Here is a 17,823-nt window from a genome sequence, read left to right on the forward strand (position 1 = left end):
TCGAATCTTAAGAAAGGTTCGCGGATGGGAAATCGAGCGTGACGCCAAGCCCGCGCCCGTCCAGTCCCGCCCCGAATGCCAGCCCGATGCCGTGCAGGTCGGCGATGCGCCGGACGATCGACAGCCCCAGGCCGCTGCCGCCCTGCCCTTGCCCGAGCACGCGGAAGAACCGTTCCGTCAGCCGCTGCCGGCTCGCGTCGTCGACACCGGGGCCGTCGTCGCGCACGGCGATGCGCGGACGGCCCGCGACCAGTGTTGCCTCCACCTCGATCCGGCTGCCGGCCGGGCAATAGCGCAGCGCATTATCGACCAGGTTGCGCAATGCGATCTGCAGCATCGGCGGGTTCGCGTCCACGGCATCCAGTTCGCAACGCACGGTCAACGTGATGCCGCGTTGCGCCGCATCCTGTTCGTGCGCGGCGCGCAATCCCTCCAGCAGCGGCGCCAGCGCCACCGGCTCGCGCACCAGGTGTTCGCGCGACAGCGGGTCCATGCGGGCCAGCGCCAGCAGGCTGTCCACCAATGCCGTCACGCGGCCGATGTCTTCGCGCAGCTTGCGGAACGGCGCGGCCAGGTCCGGGTGCTGGCGCTGCAGCAGCTGCACGTGCATGTGCAGCCCGGCCAGCGGCGTGCGCAGTTCGTGCGCGGCGTCGGCCGTGAAACGGCGCTCGGCCTGCAGCGCCGCGCCGAGGCGCCCCAGCACGCCGTTCAGCGCCTGCACGATCGGCAGCAATTCTTTCGGCTGTCCGGCCAGGGATACCAGCGCCAGGTCGTCCGGCGTCTTGGCCGCGATGGCCGAAGCGGTACGGCGCAGCGGCTGCAGCACCCTGCCCGTCAGCAGCCAGCACACCAGTGCCAGCAGCGCCAGGATGCCCACCACGGGCAGCCACAGGTGTTCGAGCAGTTCTTCCAGGATGTCGTAGCGCTTCGACTGCTTCTGGCCCACCTGCACTTCGACATTGCGGGCTTCGTCGCGCACCACGAACACGCGCCAGCTGCGGCGCTCCACCTCGATGTCGGCAAAGCCGTCGTCGTCGAAGCCGTTCACGAACGGCTGCGCCGGTGCCCCGCCGGTGCGCTGGATCACCCGGCCGCCGACGACGACCTGGTATTGCATGTCCACCTTGCGTCGTTGCGCGCTGCCGGGCCCCGCCTGCGCGAGCAGGCCCCGCTCCTCCCAGTCGGTGGTGGCGGCCAGGATCATGTAGCCGGATTCTTCCAGCGCGTCGTCGAACACGTCGTTGGTCTCGTGCCACGCGATCACGGTCACGATGCCCAGGCTGGCCAGCCACAGCACGGTGCTGGCGGCCACGATCGCGGCCAGCAGGCGCCGGCGCAGCGACCATGGCGGCCGGTTCGCCATGCCAGGCGCCTCAGCCGCCATCGTTTTTCAGGCGGTAGCCGAGGCCGCGCACGGTCACGATGCTGTCGCTGCCCAGCTTCTTGCGCAGGTTGTGGATATAGACCTCGATGGCGTTGCTTTCCACTTCATCGCCCCAGCCATACAGCGTTTCCTCGATCTGCGCGCGGGTGACGATGCTGTTCTTGCGCAGCAGCAGCGCATACAGCACATGGTATTCGCGCGCCGTGAGCGCGACCGGCTGGCCGGCCAGCGTGGCTTGCCGGGTTTCCAGATTGAGGCCGATGTCGCCGTGCGCCAGTTCGTTGGTCACCTGGTCGGCGCCGCGCCGCACGGCGGCCCGGATGCGCGCCGACATTTCTTCCAGCTCGAACGGCTTGACCAGGTAATCGTCCGCTCCCAGGTCGAGGCCTTCGACCCTGTCGGCCAGCGCATTGAAGGCGGTGATCAGGATGACCGGCACGCGGTTGCCGGCCGTGCGCAGCTTCGCCAGCAGGTCGTCGCCGGACAGACCCGGCAGGCCGCGATCGAGCAGCACGCAGTCATAGCGGTGCGTCATCAGCGCGGTTTCGGCGGAATCGCCGCGTGTTACCCAGTCGACCGCATGCTGGTCCATCCGCAGCCAGGACCCGATGGTGTCGCCAAGGGAGGTGTCGTCTTCGACCAGCAGGATGCGCATGGGAAAAATCGTCGTCAGTGAAGATGAAAGTATGCCGGAAGCGGCCAATCTGCCGCGGCAAGGTGAAGCGGATCTTAAGAACGCATTGCCGCCGCACCAAGCGCAAAACTGTCGCATGCACTTTGAGATAGATCAAATTATCTAAAACTTAAGTTGTATGACGTCGTACAAATACATGCTATCGTAGTGCCTGCAAGACACGCACAGAACAGTGCCATACCGGGTGAATTCCACTTAGTCCTTGTTTATTAAGTATCTTATATCTTATAGAGGACTGGATCGCCTTGCCTTGGCATCCCCTAGTTGTACGATGTCTTAAAATATTTATAACTGAATTTCCCAAAACTGGATCATCCATCCCCGGAGGAAGACATGAACGTTCCCATCAATCCTTTCAAGCAGGCGCTGCGCAACCGCGAGATGCAACTCGGTCTGTGGTCCGGCCTGTCGAGTCATGTCACGGTGGAAGTGCTGGCCAACGCCGGCTTCGACTGGCTGCTGATCGATACCGAGCACTCGCCCAACGAACTGCCGATGGTCCACTCGCAGTTGCAGGCGATCACCCGGGGCGCGACCCACCCGATCGTGCGGCCGACGTGGAACGATGCCGTGGTCATCAAGCGCCTGCTTGACATCGGCGCGCAGACGCTGCTGATCCCCTTCGTGGAAAACGCCGAGGAAGCGCGGAGCGCGGTGGCCGCCACCCGCTACCCGCCGCTGGGCGTGCGCGGTTATGCCGCCGCGGCGCGGGCTTCCGACTTCGGCCGCATCAAGGATTATCCGCACGCGTGCGAAGAACAGCTGTGCGTGCTGCTGCAGGTGGAAACGCCGACTGCCCTGGCCAATATCGAGGCGATCGCCGCGGTGGATGGCGTGGACGGTATCTTCATCGGCCCCGGCGACCTGGCGGCCAGCATGGGCCACATCGGCCAGATCGGCCACCCGGACGTGGTGGCGGCGATCGAGGACGCCATAGCCCGCATCCGCGCCACCGGCCGGCCGGCAGGCATCCTGGCCTCGGACGAGAAACTGGCCCGCCGCTGCATCGAACTGGGCGTGGACTTCATCGCCGTGGGCAGCGATACCGGCCTGCTGGCGCGTGGTGCCGAACAGCTGGCCGCGAAATTCAAGAACGTCGCCTGACCAATCACTTTCAATACGAGGAACAACAAATGAGCAAAGTCGGATTCATCGGCCTGGGAATCATGGGCACCCCGATGGCGGGCCACCTGCTGCGCGGCGACCATGAACTGTATGTGCATGACGTGAAGCCGATCCCGGCCGAACTGCTCGACGGGGGCGCGCACGCGATCGGCTCCGGCCGCGAAGTGGCCGAGCAGGCCGAGATCGTGATCATCATGGTGCCGGATACGCCGCACGTGGCGGCCGTGCTGTTCGACGAAGGCGGCGTGGCCCAGGGCCTGTCGGCCGGGAAGATCGTGGTCGACATGAGCTCGATCTCGCCGATCGACACCAAGGCGTTCGCGGCGCGCGTCAATGCGCTCAACTGCGATTACCTGGATGCGCCGGTCTCCGGCGGCGAAGTGGGCGCGCGCGCCGCCAGCCTGACGATCATGGTGGGCGGTACGCCCGAAGCCTTCGCCAGGGTCAAGCCATTGTTCGACCTGATGGGCAAGAACATTACGCTGGTGGGCGGCAACGGCGACGGCCAGACCACCAAGGTGGCCAACCAGATCATCGTGGCGCTGAACATCGAGGCGGTGGCCGAGGCGCTGCTGTTCGCCTCCCGCATGGGTGCCGATGCCGGCAAGGTGCGCGAGGCGCTGATGGGCGGCTTTGCCGCGTCGCGCGTGCTGGAAGTACATGGCGACCGCATGGTCAAGCGCACCTTCGATCCGGGCTTCCGCATCGAACTGCACCAGAAGGACCTGAACCTGGCGCTGGCCAGCGCGCGCCAGCTGGGCCTTTCGCTGCCGAACACCGCCACCGCGCAGCAGCTGTTCAGCGCCTGCGCCGCGCACGGCGGCAAGGCCTGGGACCATTCGGCGCTGGTGCGCGCGCTGGAAACCCTGGCCAATTTCCAGATCGGCGACGCGGTACCGGAATGACGCCGCCGACTTCGACGCAGCAGCCTCCGTCGCCGGCGCTCCTGAAGCCGATTCTCAAGCCGCCGCATATCGACCCTCGTGCCCTGCTGCGCGCGATGTTCGATGCCGCGGTGGCGGCGGCCCAGCCGGCGCTGTGCCTGCCGCGGCACCTGCCGCTGCCGCCGCGCGGGCGCACGCTGGTGATCGGCGCCGGCAAGGCGTCGGCCGAGATGGCGCGCGTGCTGGAGCGGCACTGGCAGGGAGAGCTCACCGGCCTGGTCGTCACGCGCTATGGCTATGCGGTACCGTGCGAGCGCATCGAGATCGTGGAGGCGGCGCACCCGGTGCCGGACGAAGCCGGGCTTGCCGCCGCGCGGCGCATGCTCGATTTCGTGGCCGGCCTGTCGGCCGACGACCTGGTGATCTGCCTGATCTCCGGCGGCGGCTCGTCGCTGCTGCCCTTGCCGGCGGAAGGGCTCACGCTCGCCGACAAGCAACGCCTGAACGGCGCGCTGCTGGCCAGCGGCGCCACGATCAGCGAGATGAACTGCGTGCGGCGCCACCTCTCGGGCATCAAGGGCGGCCGGCTGGCGGCGGCATGCCACCCTGCGCGCGTGCTCACGCTGCTGATTTCGGACGTGCCGGGAGACGATCCGGTGGACATCGCCAGCGGCCCCACCTGCGCCGATATCACGACCTGCGAGGATGCGCTGGCGGTGCTGCGCCGTCATGACATCGACGTGCCGGCCCACGTGCGCGCGGTGCTGGAAAGCGGCCGCGGCGAATCGGTGAAACCGGGCGATCCGCGCCTGGCGGGCAACGAGATCCGCTTCATCGCCACGCCGCAGATGGCGCTGGAAGCGGCCGCCGCGGTGGCCGCCGAAGCCGGCGTTCCGGCCCATATCCTTGGCGACGGCATCGAGGGCGAGGCGCGCGAAGTGGGCATCGCGTTTTCCGGGATCGCCCGGCAGGTGGCCACCCGCGGGCAGCCGTTCGCCGCGCCATGCATCCTGCTGTCCGGCGGCGAGACCACGGTGACGGTGCGCGGCAACGGCCGCGGCGGGCGCAACGTGGAATTCCTGCTGTCGCTGGCGGTGGCGCTGAACGGGCTCGAAGGCGTGCATGCGATGGCCTGCGATACCGATGGTGTCGACGGGCAGGAGGAAATCGCCGGGGCCTGTATCGGCCCGACAACGCTGGAACGCGCCCGGCAGCAGGGCATTCGCGCCCGGGACAGCCTGGCCAACAACGACGGCCACGGCTTCTTCCAGGCGCTGGACGATTCGGTGGTGTGCGGCCCCACGCTCACCAACGTCAACGACTTCCGGGCGATCCTGATCGAGGGTTGATCTTACCTGTTGGGCGCGATGCGGATCTGGTTGCGCCCGCCCTGCTTGGCTTCATACAGCATCGCGTCGGCGCGCAGGAACAGTTCGTTTTCCGTCTTGTATTCCGGATACGCCGCCACGCCGCCGCTGAACGAGAAGCGGCGCACTTCGCCCGGCCTGACCTCGAACGGGATCGCGCCGAACGCCTCGCGCATCGCATCGAGCCGGCGCCGCCCCTCTTCCAGCGGGCAATCCCAGAACACGACGACGAATTCCTCGCCGCCGAAACGGCTCAGCAGGTCCGCTTCGCCCACCTGGGACGCCAGCGTGAGCGACAGCCGCTTGATGACGATGTCGCCGAAGTAGTGGCCCCAGGTGTCGTTGATGGTCTTGAACTTGTCGATATCGACCACGCCGAACGACAGCGGCACGCCTTCGCGCGCGGCGCGACGGATCAGCTCCTGCGCCTTCTTCTGCAGCCCCACCTTGTTCAGCAGGCCCGTGGCGCGGTCCTTGCCGATCAGGTCCTTGCTGACGCGGATCTTGTTGGCGCGGTTGACCAGCTGCGCCGTCAGCAGCTCGGGCGAAACCAGCGGAATGGTGCCGTCGAAGCCGCTGGCCAGCGCACGGCGGGTCAGTTCCACGTCGACCCGATGCTGCAGCAGCACGATCTCGCGCACCGGGTCGGCTTCGATATTTTTCTTCAGCACGCGCACGATCGCCTCGGTGCGTTCATATTCCGCGTCGGCGATCAGCACGATATCCGGCTGCAGGTCCTTCACGCGCAGGTGCAGCGTATGGGCATCGTCGTGGGACAGCACCTCGACCCGCTGTTCCAGCAGCGCGGCGCCATCGAGCTGCGCCGCATCGCCCAGGTACATGAGGCGCACAAGGTCGCCCCGCTTCTTTTGCACGAACAGGTTGAACAGCTTGTCGACCAGCACATCGTTGGCGATCGGCTTTTCCGCGTAGGCCAGGCAATCGCTGTCGACGAGGCGCTGCTGCAGCAGGAAGCGGCCGCCCTGGCGCACCGATTGCAGGTAAACATAGCTGTGGCCGCCCGGCAGCCGCGCCAGCAGTTCGCCCAGCATCAGCGTCTTGCGGGACGACTGCATATCGGCCTGCATGTTATGCAGCGCGTCGAGATCGATCACGAACAGGCTGTTGTTGCCGCTGGCTTCCACGGCATGGGCGAAATCGCTGACTTCGCTGAAGAAAGTGATGTCGAAGTCGTACTTGTGCGCATGCAGCAGCAGTTCATCCTTGTTGTCCTTGATGAAGAAGCTCTGCGACAGCAGCAATGCATGGTTTTTGTAAAGCGGCGCTTCGCTGGTCATGTTCCGTGGTGTGCATCGTGGTGGATAGGCATAACCTTACACAAGAACTGCCCATCTGGTTGCGAATTCGACCGCCGGACTCAGGCTTTTTTCAGCGCATCGCCCTTGTGCGCGGCTTCGGCACCCGTCTTGTCGCTGACGACCAGGTATTCCGGGTTTTCCTTCGACGCGGCCACGTGATGGCCCTTGATGTCGGTGGGCGAGGTAAGTTTCTTCTTGATGGTTCCGTGCACGATGCCTTGCGACGAGTGCCATTGCACCTTGTCGCCGGCCTTGAATTCGTCCGCCATGATGCGTTCCCCCGGGGTTGAACAGGATCGATATTGGACCATGGAATGCCTTGCGGTTTCCGCACGATACAACCCACCGCATGCAGCCCATGGCAATCGTGCGCGGCGCCGTGCCGGGCGGGTGCCGGGCTAGAATCCCGGGCTCCATCCCAATCCACCATGCCATGCCACCCAACCTCGGTCTCGTTTGCATCACCGTGTCGAACGCCGTGCGTTATCGCACGATCACGCGCAAGCGGCTGCTCGAACATTCGCCCGATGCGCAGCGCCGGCTGCTCGACGAGCTATATCGCAGCAACATCCAGGTGCTCGATGGCGCGCTGCGCTACTGCGAGCAGGCCGGCATCGCGCTGTACCGCATGCCCTCTTCCATCTTTCCGTTTGCGGATGAAGACATCGGGCGCGAAGTGCTGGCTCCGTTCGCGGCCACGCTGGCGCGCACGGGCACGCGGGCGCTCGAGCGGGGCATCCGCCTGGTCATGCACCCCGACCAGTTCGTGGTATTGAGTTCGGATTCGGCCGGCGTGGTGGAAAACAGCATCAAGATCCTGCAGATGCACGCGGACATCATGGACTTGCTGGCGCAGCCTCGCACGCCTTGGGCGCTGCTGGAAATCCACGGCGGCAAGGCCAACCGCGACGACGCGCTGGTGGCCACCATCGCCCGCCTGCCGGACGCGATCCGCTGCCGCCTCGGGCTGGAAAACGACGAGTATGCGTACAGCGCCGCCGAAATCCACGCCATCTGCCTGCGCACCGGCGTGCCGATGGTATTCGATGCCCACCATCACATCGTGCACGAAAAGCTCGACAGCTACGACGACCCGAGCGTGGGCGAGATGCTGGACAAGGCCCGCGCCACCTGGGCCGTGCCGGAACACCAGCTGGTGCACATCTCGAACGGCCGCGCGTCGTTCAACGACCGCCAGCATGCCGACCTGATCACCACGATGCCGGCATCCTATGCCCGCGCGCCGTGGATCGAGATCGAGGCCAAGTCGAAGGAAGACGCGATCGACGGCCTGGCCGGCTGGCGCGCCGCGGCCGGCTGAGCATAATTTCCCGGCTTGCCGGCCCTGCCGGCTTGCCTGCTCGTTGGGCTATTTACTGGCCTGTCGGCTTGCCTGCCTGCTTCGCGGCTACCTTGCCGGCTTTTGCCGCGGCGGCGTCGAACAGCGTCTTGGCATCCAGGTGCGCCTGGTCGACTGTGCGCAGCTTGACGTTCCTGTCGTGCCGCACAAAAAATTCCTTGTCCTGCGCGGCCATCACGATCTTGACGGCGTCGTTCTCGGGTACGTCGTATTTCTCGAAGATGAGCGTTGTCACTTCGTCCAGGTATTCTTCGTAGGTCATGTTTGGGTGCTCCGGGTAAGGGCGCATTGTAACCGGGCGCACCGCAAAAACGCCGGCCGGCAAGGCGCCGGCGTTTTCGTCGCGCTGTCGCGCCGCGATCAGAAGTAGATCAGCTCGCCTTCCCGCTTCGCCTGCGCCTTCGAGTAGCTGACCCGGTGGGCCACCCTGCCGTCCGGCGCCAGCAGCGTGATTTCGCCGCCCTTGTTCGACAGTTCGATCGAGCCGCGCGGCAGGCGCACGGTGACCGCGCTGCCTGCCGGGATCGGGGCCGACCCGTCCGGTATCGGCAGGCGCTTGCGGTTCACGTCGCGCAGCACGTAACCCGCCAGCGATACCTCTTCCGCGCCGCCGTTGGCGAGGATGACGTGCTCCTCGCCCTGGTCGTTCCCGCCGGGATTGACCAGCGCGGCCAGGATGCGCACCTTGCTGTTGCCGATGGGGTCGGGCAGCGGTTGCCCGTCGGGTGGCGGCGTGACGTCCGTCGCCGGGCCCAGGTACATCGGGTAGAACGTGCGAATGTGCTGGTTGTTCGCGCTGCGGAACACCTTCAGCTCGTAGCGCGCGCCGTTGATGACCGCCTCTTTCGGCGCACGCGCACCGAGGTGGGCGCGCACGGTGCCCAGCGCCATCAGCCCTTCCACGCTGCAACCCACGAAGAAGCCGCCGGTCGGTTTGGTCAGCGGCCGCAGCACCTGGGCATCGTAATCCGGGGCCATCCATTTATACGAGATCGTGACGGATTCGGCGAAGCGCTCCTGGCCATCCTTGTACGCGCCGCGCAGGTAGACGATGCGGTCGTCGTCCAGCCCGGGGAACGCCGCCCGCGTGCCCTCGCGCTGCGCCATGCCGTCGTCGAGGTAGTACTTGTACCAGAAGTGGTAACCCTGCACTTTCGGCCCCTGCTGCTCGCCGACGAACACGTGCTCGAAGCCGGACAGTGCCGGATCGCCGCCCTCGCTGAACGTGCGGAACCACATTTCCAGCAGGGTGGCGTACCACCGCGCGCTGCTGACGGACGTGCCCGTGGCTTCTTCGAGATACCGCCGGGCCACCAGCATCGGCGGGCTGTCGACCACCGCGTCGAGCAGGTCATGGATTTCTTCGCGCTCCTGCGGCGTTTCCGTTTCCGCATCCGGCTCGGCCAGCGCGTAGTTGTCGAACAGCGCATGCACCAGCTCATAGGTGGTGCGCTTGTGCTGGGGGAGCTTGAGATCGAACAGGATGTTCGGGTCCTGCAGCGACTCGGTCCTTGTCATGACCCGGATGGACCCGTGCTGTTCGTCTCCGGCTTCGTCGGACGTGGCCAGCAGCGGCCTGATGCCGCTGCCCGACTGGTCGGCATCCCAGATCGCCTGGTAAATGTTCATTGCCTTCTCCTTCAGGTGATCCCTTCCGGTGCCCTGTGCCAGGTGCATTGTTTTCATCGGCCTGCTCCTTGGCCGTCGCGTCACGCCTGCCGCACGTGGAAGGGAAAATGAAGGCGGCAGAGGTGGGCTTGAACTGTCGTGCCTGAATTGTTGTGCTACAACCGCTTGCTTGAACCGTTGTGCCTGAACTGCTTTGCTTGAACCGCTGTGCCCGTGCGCGCCGCGGTGTTATCGGCATAAAAAGTATCGCGCCCTGTGCTGGAGCGTCAACATTGCGGGGGTGACTATCAAAAAAATATTGTCCTTGACAATACCGCGGGACTGGCAGGATGCAACGGACAAGAAAAAAACGCCGGCTTGCGCCGGCGTTTTTCGGGGCTGGGCCGCTCAGCCGAGGGGCACCGTGATGGCCTTGCGGATCGACACGCAGCGCGCATCCTCCTGCTGCGTTTCCAGCAGCGCGCGGCGGGTACCGGCCGACAGCTCCTTCTGCTGCGCGGCCGCATCCGCCAGCCGCTGCACGCTTTGCGGCGTGCAGGTGGCCGGGATCATCGTGGCACCGAAGCTGCGCATGAAGACCGGGCCGGCGTTCCTGTCCAGTTCCGGCAGTTGCGCCAGGCGCTGGGCGGCGCTCTGCTCGTTGAGCGAAGCCTGCGCGGACGGATACAGGTTCTCCATCGCGGTGCGAACGCGCGAGAACGGCAGCTTGGTCTGCGGGTCGCCGATCGTCGCCAGCCACTCGGCCTTTACCGCCGGATCGGGCCGCACCACCTGCGCCGCCAGCGCGGCGGCCTGGCCGGAATCGGACTTGTCGCGCGCCGTTTCGGCGGCCAGCAGCTTCTCCGCACCCGGATAGTCCTGCTCGGAGAGCTGCCTGACGATGGCCCAGCGCACATCCTGGTTGATCGTCACGCCCTTCGGCACGCCGCGCTCCTGCAGCAGGCCGGCGAGACGGTCCAGCGCCGGCTTGCTGCCCGCGAAGTCCACGTAGGTGGCCAGCCAGCGGCGGCGGAAGTTCTCATCCTTGCCATTCTGGACGCCCTGCCACGCCATCTTTTCCAGCGCCTGTATGGTCTTGTTCGTGTACGCGGCATCCGGCGCCATCTTCTGCAGGTAGCCGACGCCCGAGCGCACCTTGTCGAGCACATTGCCGAGCAGCGCATAGTCGGTCTCGCGCGGCGCATTGTTCAGTGCCGTCTGCAGGAAATCGTTCAGCGGCAGCTCGCCGTCGCGCACGCCATCCCACATGCTCTGCCACAGCATGCCGCGCAACAGCGGCTCCGCCACCTTGCTGACGCTGGAACGCGCGGTGCCGAACGAACGGCTGTCGAGCTTTACCCTGGCGTAGCCCCAGTCTTCATAGTTCGGATAAGCCAGGTCCGGGCAGGCGGCGCCCCGCAGTTCCGGCACCTCGGTGGCGGCGCCCTTGTACGTGACGGCGACCTTGCGGTCCAGCGCCAGCCCCTTGCCGGCGTTGCGGAACAGCGCCACCTGCACGCGCTGCTCGCGCAGCACCGGGTACTCGGCGGGTGCCGTCTGCGCCAGGCTGAAGGCGTCGATCTTGCCGCCCTTGCAGCTGTAGTTCGCGGTGACGGTGTTCACGCCCGGCTGGTACAGCCAGTCCTGCGTCCATTGCGACAGGTCGCGGCCGGCCGCTTCGCCGAGGCTGCCGATGAAGTCATCGAGCTTCGCGTTCTGGAACTGGTACTTGACCAGGTAGTTGTGCACGCCGCGGCGGAAGGTTTCCTCGCCCAGCAGGTGCCGCAGCTGCTTCAGCGTGGACGCGCCCTTCGAGTACGTGATGGCATCGATATTGTCGAACGCGTTCGCGGTGGTGGCGACGGGCACTTCGATCGGGTGCGTGCCGAGCGACTGGTCCTGCCGGTAGGCGGCGGTCTTGCCGCCGGCATAAAAGTACTGCCACGCGTTCTTGAATTCGGTGGACTCGGCGGTGCCCAGCGTGCCCATGAACGATGCGAAGCTCTCGTTCAGCCACAGGCCGTTCCACCATTTCATCGTGACGAGATCGCCGAACCACTGGTGCGCCATCTCGTGCATGATCACGGATGCCAGCGAGTGGCGCTGGTCCGTCGTCATCTTGTCCTTGTGCAGGAAGCCGCGCTCGGCGAACGTGATCGCGCCGGCGTTTTCCATCGCGCCATACAGGAAGTCCGGCACCAGCAGCTGGTCGTATTTTTCGAACTGGTACGGAATGCCGAAGTATTCGTCGAAGAACGCCAGGCCCTGCTTCGTGAACGTGAACCAGTCCCTGGGATCGACCTGCGCCGCCACCGACTGGCGCGCGAACAGCCGCATCGGATATTTGGCGCTGTTGTCTTCCCAGATCTTGTACGGCCCCGCATGCAGCGAGAAGTTATAGGGCGACAGCTTCTTCGTTACCGGGAACGTCCAGCGCTTGCCGCCGGCCACATCCTCGACCTTCGATTCGCGCCGGGTGGAGACCACCGTCCAGTCGGCCGGCGCAGTGACGTTGACCTGGTAGGTGGCCTTCAGGTCCGGCTGGTCGAACAGCGCGAACATCTGCTGCGCGGCGGCGGGCTCGAAATGGGAATAGGTGTAGACGCGCCCGTCGACCGGGTCGACCATCCGGTGCAGGCCTTCGCCATTGGTGCTGTGCAGCCGTTCGAAGCTGACCACGACGGTATTGCGCCCCTGCTTCAGGTCGGCGGCCGCCAGCGTGATGAACCAGTTGTTGTACTGCGGCGCGACGGTCTTGCCGTTGACGGTCAGCGACTTGACGGTGGCCTTGTTCAGGTCGATGGTCAGCGGCGCCGACGCATCGTTCAGGTCGAATTGCAGCGTGGTCGTGTTGGCGAAGGTTTCCTTGCCGGTCAGCGTGAAGTCGAGCTGGTAGGCGACATTCGACACGCGCCCGGAACGCGCCTGCGCATCCACTTGCGACAGCCACTCTTTTTCCGCGCGGGGCGCGCTGGCCGCCAGCACGGCGGGCGCGGCGATCAGCAGCGAGGAACCAAGAGTCAGGGCGACAGCTTTCCTTAAAAGCGGTTTCATCGTTATCCTTGTGAGATGTGGTGCCCCCAGTCGACCACCGAGCGGGCGGCGCGGAATGATAACATTTGAGGTTCCTCTATCAACCGCCATATCGCCCATGCAGATCGCCTTCGAGACCCCCGACCAGCCCGACGTGCACGCCCTGATTGCCGAACTGGATTCCTACCTGTACTCGCTCTACCCTGCCGAAAACGTGTATGCCCTCGACCTGACTTCGCTGCTGCAACCGAACGTGGTGTTCGCCGTGGCGCGGGATGCCGGCGGCGCCGCGCTGGGCTGCGCCGCGGTGGTGGTGACCCCGGAATATGGCGAGATCAAGCGGATGTATGTGCGGCCCGCGGCGCGTGGGCAAGGGGTGGCGCGGCGGCTGATCGCTTCGCTGGAGGAGCAGGCGCGGGTGCAGGGGTGCTCGGCGTTCATGCTGGAGACGGGGCCGACGCAGCCGGAGGCCCTGGCGCTGTATGAGCGGATGGGGTACAGGTATCGGGGCGCGTTCGGGGATTATCCGGAGGATCCTTTGTCGGTGTTCATGCAGAAGGATGTGGTGTGAGTGCTGCGGGGAGTACTTCTTCTTGCTCTACGGGCCTGGATGCTGATCCAGGGTCGGCTTTGGCGTCTGGTTCTGCTGCCGATTCCAATTCCACTTTCACTTCCGGTTCCGTTCCCGCTTCCGCTTCCATCGACACGTTGGATGAGCTGCGCGAACTGACCCGCGCGTTCGCGGCGGAGCGGGATTGGGGACAGTTTCATACGCCGAAGAATTTGGCCATGGCGTTGTCGGTGGAAGTTGCCGAGCTGGCGGAGCATTTCCAGTGGCTGCGGACCGGGGAGCTCGATGAGCTGGATGAGCGCAAACTTGACGGCATCCGGCATGAGATGGCGGATGTGCTGCTGTATCTGGTACAGCTGGCGGATCGGACGGGGGTGGACTTGCGGGCGGCTGCGCTGGAGAAGCTACGGATGAATGGGGAGAAGTATCCGGCGGAAAAGGTGAAGGGGGATGCGCGGAAGTATGATGAGTATTGAAATTTGCCTGGTAGCCGGCTTATTGGCTTAAGCCAGCTACCATGCGGAAAAGGTCATTTGAGCGATGAGATCAGCTTCGCTCCGCAGGCGGTTGAATCGCCATCGTAGGCATATACATTCCCTTCGTTTTTATTAGTAGCCTCACCGGGTTGGATAGGGTAAGTCCCTTTGCATATGGGACAGGAAGTCATATCTCCCGCGAGTACCGCTGGCTTTCCTATTACTATGGTGCCCGAACTTGCTGATATAACTGTCCCGCCGTGACTGGTCTTATCATTCAATCTGATAACACCCTTTCCCTTGTGTTTCATCTCATCTCCTAACGTGTCACAATTAAATTTCACAATCCATCTCTACACCCTGTGAATCCAAAAGGTGCCAAGTAATAAGATTAGCTGGAAGATCTAAAAGCCAATCCCGCTGTGGATTTGGAAAAAACTGCCCTTCTCGCACCCAGCTCTGCCGCCAATACTGATTGACAGCGAGATGAATCGGATGCTTCGCATCAATCCATGGCTGCCACACGCCTGTAACTTGGCACATTTTATTCCCTTGACATTGGATGAGCGCTTCCGAATGTTGAACTGTACGTATTAATCCAGAAGTCGCGTCTACTCGAACTTTTGGATAGTCATGATTCACTGTCAACCAATGCTTCCATATTATGGGAAGACCAGAGACCAACGTCCGTTTATCAATGTAATGAGGAACATCGAATGCTTCGTCTATCGCATACAAACCAGGGCCGATAGCGGACAGCTGGCGCTGAATTTGTTCGGGATGCCCAGGAGCCGTCGGTTGCCAATACCCGGCAAAAGGTGCACAAGGCTCGCTGGTTCTCTCATCGCTGCAGCGAAGACGATATGGGGAATTTACGGATTGCCTGCCTGTCGTGCTTAAAAAATTGATCTCTTCATTTTGGCGAGGCACAAGACTTACACCTATTACGGCGTCAAGAAGTGTCTGTTGCTCGCCATTCCATGCCGGAATAGTTGCGGGTGGTAGAGGAAGCGCCTGATCGAGATTTGGAAAACGAAGGTCAGGGTTAAATTCCAGTGCCCGGGCAAGTATGCGGTAACGTTCACTGCGGGCTTTATCTATAAATGGCGCAATCATTTTCGAAGGTTTCGACGGATCGAACTCCAGATATAATTTTATCGCGCAATCACTGCATCCATATTTAACACCATCATGCAGGACCTTGATAGCACGAGCCTTGGTCTCATCAGTAATCGCGTCTACCACTTGCCCTTGAGATGACCGTGGCTGAAGGTAAAGATCATATAAATCATATGCGGCCGGCCCATATCCTTGGGATACAGCACATTCAAGCATCTTTAATGCAACAGAAGGATTTGACCAGTAACCAGGAATTATGTCATCAGATACCGCAACTAATTTTGAACCTAAAAAGGCCATCGCTTGAGGATTTCCCATCACAGCAGCATGCTGCCAGAAGGCATATGCTTTGGTAGCGTTTGCTGACACGCCTGTGCCGTTCATATAGTAAGTACCCATTCGATCATAGGCTGCCGGAATCCCTAACTGCATTGCCTTCTCAACCATTTTAATCGCGTCTTCACCACCTCGACCAGGCTCGCGTCCCTCTACGTATAAGCTAGCTAGATTTAACATTGCCTTCCAATGATTTCGCTCGGCAGCTTGGCGAGTCAATTGAATTATACGAGGATAATCCCTGTCACCAATGTATATTTCAGGGTCTTCGAGCTTCCGCGCTTCGCGAAACCATTGATTCGCTTCCTCATCGAATGATGGAACATATTCAGCTTCAATTTTGCAATCAAAATTTCTCATATGCGGCTGAAATAACATAAGCTCTTGATCTCTTGGATGAACTCGACTATTTTTAGCGTCCACGTTGCACCCTCCTAAAAAACAAACAAATATAAAATAAATTACCGAAAAAGCTACCTCATTTCCATTATAGCAATTCATTACTTACCCCAACCTAGTCATTGAACTGCGCTCATCATACAACGGCAAGATAAAACCAGTTATTTTCATATGTTTCAATTTAAATAAATGGTTATTTTTCATAATATCTTTCCACTGATCAAACGATCTTGACATCTCTTGCTTTGTTCCCACTCCTCCATCGGCTTCTCCACCACTAAGTTGCGACCAAACCTTTTTACGAAGATCGCCAGTAATTTTTTGATCAATTGTAGCCATATTCAACTCGCTATCTCCGATCATACTGCGTTGATTCAAATTGGCACTACCAAGTGTACAGAAAACATCATCAACAATCAAAAGCTTGGAATGGATATATATTTCGCGGCACAGCCACTTTTTTCCATCAGATCCGCATGCATTGAGCATAACAGTACAAACCTTTATCCCAAAAAGCTTCTCAAGGGATTTCGTATCTGGTTTTTGAATCTCATTTGCATGGCTTACGACAGCAGGTAAGGCAGTACGCCGCTTGTACCAAGGTGCAAAATCCTGCGCTTTCACACGATCGCTCTCTTTATCGATAATTTTCTGCTGACCGATCATGGCGTCCTGCTGGCCCAGGTGCGCAAGAGCATCGTATGTTCTTGGAATCATCTCAGCTCTCTCTGGCATGGGGATAACTAAAAACACATGCAAAATAGGCATTTCGGAAAGTGATCTTCCCTCTTGCGCCCTAGCTTTATTCCAAAGCTCAATAATTTCTCTACGTTTTTCAATCAAGCGCTGAGTCCATTCCTCATATTGGAAATATTGATTTTCAATATATACATAACGGAACGCAAGACTAGCATTGTCCGCCGCCTTAAAATAATCTCTTGAATCGTATGATCACGCTCTGTTGGTTGAGTTCGAATTATTTGTACCGTACTATCTTCTGGACCAGGACTATGTAACAGTGCGGCTGGAGGATGCAATCCTCCAGCTTCAAAATTAAGTGATATTGGCAAAATCTTCTGGTCGGCATTTTGCCCAGCCCGATTCCATCCAGAAACAAAATTATTGTACAAACCAATCAGCGCACCACCACAATCAATCCGGCACGCGTAATCACGGAAGGGTTTAAAGGTTTTGCAAAAATTATTACCCATATCTGATTTAGCTACTTGGGCCGGCGAAAATGCTTCACGCCTAGGATCGTCAAGTTGATGCTCTCCAGTATCCCAATAATCTGTGACTGAATTTAGACCCATGACATACCCAACGGCCTTTTTACCTCCGTCATAATCAAAGTCAATCAAAACTGGCTTTTGATGATGTGTGCCGTAGTGCTCAATAAAATAACGCTCGATACCTCGCGGTTGATTCCCCCCCCCCCGCCAACTGACGCTTGATGCTTTTCGTATCCCCAGTATGAGTACGAACTTCTACATTGGTAAGAAAATTCGAAAATGCAGCACGATACCAGCTAAAACAATACTCACGCCTTGCCAAGAGAGCGACATCTTCTTCTTTCAATTTCCGATATATACCAAGCGCGGCGAGAGCTGAAACCATGTTCTCATTATGTGGCGCACTATTTTTTAGCTCCTTGCGCAGAGCCAAAATACTGTTTTCAGCACTTATATTAATAGAAATTTTCTCTTGCCACCCATCGATGCGCCACACGGCATTTTCATGAGTGAATCCAGGCATATTATTAACGCTACCAGCTTGTTTAGCGTACCAGTCAAACCATACAAGTAACCGGACCTTAACACCGCGGCGCCCTGCCGATATCAACATATCACCATAAGTTTCCCCTCGCGGCCACGAGCCTTGTTCACGAACAAGCTCCATACCGGGATCGAAGCCCCAGCAGCACAGATCGATGCTTTTTTTAGCATTTTTTATTTCTTTGGCTATGTTATCAAAACCATCTTTGCCGCATATAAACATAGTTATTTTATTATTATTAGTTATTGGATGAGTAGCCTTACCTTTTAAATTTCGATTTTCCAAAAGCCACTGCGTAGTGCACTTACCATTTTTACTTGCCAAGTCTATGTAAGTCGTTTCACAACGATTAATGTCATCAGACATAATAAT

19 protein-coding genes are annotated in these 17,823 nt (G+C 60.7%); 7 read left to right on the top strand and 12 right to left on the bottom strand.

Going from position 1 to position 17,823, the window contains the following annotated elements; genetic code table 11:
- Positions 1–7: 7 nt before the first annotated feature.
- Together GJV26_RS10275 and GJV26_RS10280 are read right to left on the bottom strand one after the other, a co-directional pair.
- The gene (locus tag GJV26_RS10275) at positions 8–1,363 is read right to left on the bottom strand and encodes an ATP-binding protein (protein ID WP_229419250.1); all 1,356 of its coding nucleotides are present in this window, start codon (positions 1,361–1,363) and stop codon (positions 8–10) included.
- A 10-nt stretch (positions 1,364–1,373) separates the two neighbouring features.
- Entirely contained in the window at positions 1,374–2,039 is a 666-nt protein-coding gene (locus GJV26_RS10280; RefSeq protein WP_155708732.1) for a response regulator, read from the bottom strand.
- Here GJV26_RS10280 and GJV26_RS10285 point away from each other — a divergent pair.
- From GJV26_RS10285 to GJV26_RS10300, 4 genes are all read left to right on the top strand, one after another.
- The gene (locus tag GJV26_RS10285; RefSeq protein WP_155708733.1) at positions 2,038–2,184 is read left to right on the top strand and encodes a hypothetical protein; all 147 of its coding nucleotides are present in this window, start codon (positions 2,038–2,040) and stop codon (positions 2,182–2,184) included. The two genes, GJV26_RS10280 and GJV26_RS10285, sit on opposite strands and share 2 nt — an antisense overlap.
- Positions 2,185–2,411: 227 nt before the next feature.
- On the top strand, positions 2,412–3,182 hold the full coding sequence (gene hpaI, locus GJV26_RS10290) for a 4-hydroxy-2-oxoheptanedioate aldolase (protein WP_155708734.1): 771 nt from the start codon (positions 2,412–2,414) through the stop codon (positions 3,180–3,182).
- 29 nt (positions 3,183–3,211) lie between these two features.
- Entirely contained in the window at positions 3,212–4,108 is an 897-nt protein-coding gene (locus GJV26_RS10295) for a 2-hydroxy-3-oxopropionate reductase (RefSeq protein WP_155708735.1), read from the top strand.
- Positions 4,109–4,203: 95 nt separating this feature from the next.
- A complete protein-coding gene (locus tag GJV26_RS10300) occupies positions 4,204–5,436 on the top strand; it encodes a glycerate kinase type-2 family protein (protein ID WP_229419580.1) in 1,233 nt (410 codons plus the stop codon).
- A gap of 2 nt (positions 5,437–5,438) precedes the next feature.
- Here GJV26_RS10300 and GJV26_RS10305 read toward each other — a convergent pair whose 3' ends face one another.
- Together GJV26_RS10305 and GJV26_RS10310 are read right to left on the bottom strand one after the other, a co-directional pair.
- Positions 5,439–6,752: a GGDEF domain-containing protein gene (locus tag GJV26_RS10305; RefSeq protein ID WP_155708737.1), complete on the bottom strand. Its 1,314-nt coding sequence runs from the start codon at positions 6,750–6,752 to the stop codon at positions 5,439–5,441.
- 80 nt (positions 6,753–6,832) lie between these two features.
- On the bottom strand, positions 6,833–7,042 hold the full coding sequence (locus GJV26_RS10310) for a hypervirulence associated TUDOR domain-containing protein (RefSeq protein ID WP_155708738.1): 210 nt from the start codon (positions 7,040–7,042) through the stop codon (positions 6,833–6,835).
- Positions 7,043–7,206: 164 nt separating this feature from the next.
- Here GJV26_RS10310 and uvsE point away from each other — a divergent pair, with 164 nt between their 5' ends.
- On the top strand, positions 7,207–8,094 hold the full coding sequence (gene uvsE, locus GJV26_RS10315) for a UV DNA damage repair endonuclease UvsE (RefSeq protein WP_155708739.1): 888 nt from the start codon (positions 7,207–7,209) through the stop codon (positions 8,092–8,094).
- 52 nt (positions 8,095–8,146) lie between these two features.
- On the opposite strand, the gene GJV26_RS10320 is transcribed toward uvsE, so the two are convergent.
- The 3 genes from GJV26_RS10320 to pepN form a co-directional block, all read right to left on the bottom strand.
- Positions 8,147–8,395, bottom strand: a complete 249-nt coding sequence (locus GJV26_RS10320; RefSeq protein ID WP_155708740.1) for a hypothetical protein — start codon at positions 8,393–8,395, stop codon at positions 8,147–8,149.
- Positions 8,396–8,493: 98 nt separating this feature from the next.
- Entirely contained in the window at positions 8,494–9,819 is a 1,326-nt protein-coding gene (locus GJV26_RS10325) for a lamin tail domain-containing protein (RefSeq protein ID WP_155708741.1), read from the bottom strand.
- Positions 9,820–10,149: 330 nt separating this feature from the next.
- A complete protein-coding gene (pepN, locus tag GJV26_RS10330; RefSeq protein ID WP_155708742.1) occupies positions 10,150–12,795 on the bottom strand; it encodes an aminopeptidase N in 2,646 nt (881 codons plus the stop codon).
- Between the two features lie 97 nt (positions 12,796–12,892).
- On the opposite strand from pepN, the gene GJV26_RS10335 reads away from it, so the two are divergent.
- Both GJV26_RS10335 and GJV26_RS10340 read left to right on the top strand, forming a co-directional pair.
- Positions 12,893–13,345, top strand: a complete 453-nt coding sequence (locus GJV26_RS10335) for a GNAT family N-acetyltransferase (protein ID WP_155708743.1) — start codon at positions 12,893–12,895, stop codon at positions 13,343–13,345.
- A gap of 59 nt (positions 13,346–13,404) precedes the next feature.
- On the top strand, positions 13,405–13,821 hold the full coding sequence (locus GJV26_RS10340) for a nucleotide pyrophosphohydrolase (protein ID WP_155708744.1): 417 nt from the start codon (positions 13,405–13,407) through the stop codon (positions 13,819–13,821).
- Between the two features lie 53 nt (positions 13,822–13,874).
- On the opposite strand, the gene GJV26_RS10345 is transcribed toward GJV26_RS10340, so the two are convergent.
- The 5 genes from GJV26_RS10345 to GJV26_RS30200 form a co-directional block, all read right to left on the bottom strand.
- Complete coding sequence (locus GJV26_RS10345) at positions 13,875–14,132, bottom strand: PAAR domain-containing protein (protein ID WP_155708745.1); 258 nt, start codon at positions 14,130–14,132, stop codon at positions 13,875–13,877.
- A 22-nt stretch (positions 14,133–14,154) separates the two neighbouring features.
- A complete protein-coding gene (locus tag GJV26_RS30625; RefSeq protein ID WP_155708746.1) occupies positions 14,155–15,699 on the bottom strand; it encodes an SEL1-like repeat protein in 1,545 nt (514 codons plus the stop codon).
- A gap of 81 nt (positions 15,700–15,780) precedes the next feature.
- Entirely contained in the window at positions 15,781–16,518 is a 738-nt protein-coding gene (locus GJV26_RS30190) for a phospholipase D-like domain-containing protein (RefSeq protein ID WP_229419251.1), read from the bottom strand.
- The gene (locus tag GJV26_RS30195) at positions 16,515–17,036 is read right to left on the bottom strand and encodes a hypothetical protein (protein WP_229419252.1); all 522 of its coding nucleotides are present in this window, start codon (positions 17,034–17,036) and stop codon (positions 16,515–16,517) included. Before GJV26_RS30195 ends, GJV26_RS30190 begins: the two co-directional genes overlap by 4 nt.
- A 31-nt stretch (positions 17,037–17,067) precedes the next feature.
- The gene (locus tag GJV26_RS30200; RefSeq protein ID WP_229419253.1) at positions 17,068–17,817 is read right to left on the bottom strand and encodes a phospholipase D-like domain-containing protein; all 750 of its coding nucleotides are present in this window, start codon (positions 17,815–17,817) and stop codon (positions 17,068–17,070) included.
- Between the last annotated feature and the right edge of the window lie 6 nt (positions 17,818–17,823).

It is taken from the genome of Pseudoduganella dura, from assembly GCF_009727155.1.
In the GTDB taxonomy this organism is placed as follows: Bacteria; Pseudomonadota; Gammaproteobacteria; order Burkholderiales; family Burkholderiaceae_D; genus Rugamonas; species Rugamonas dura.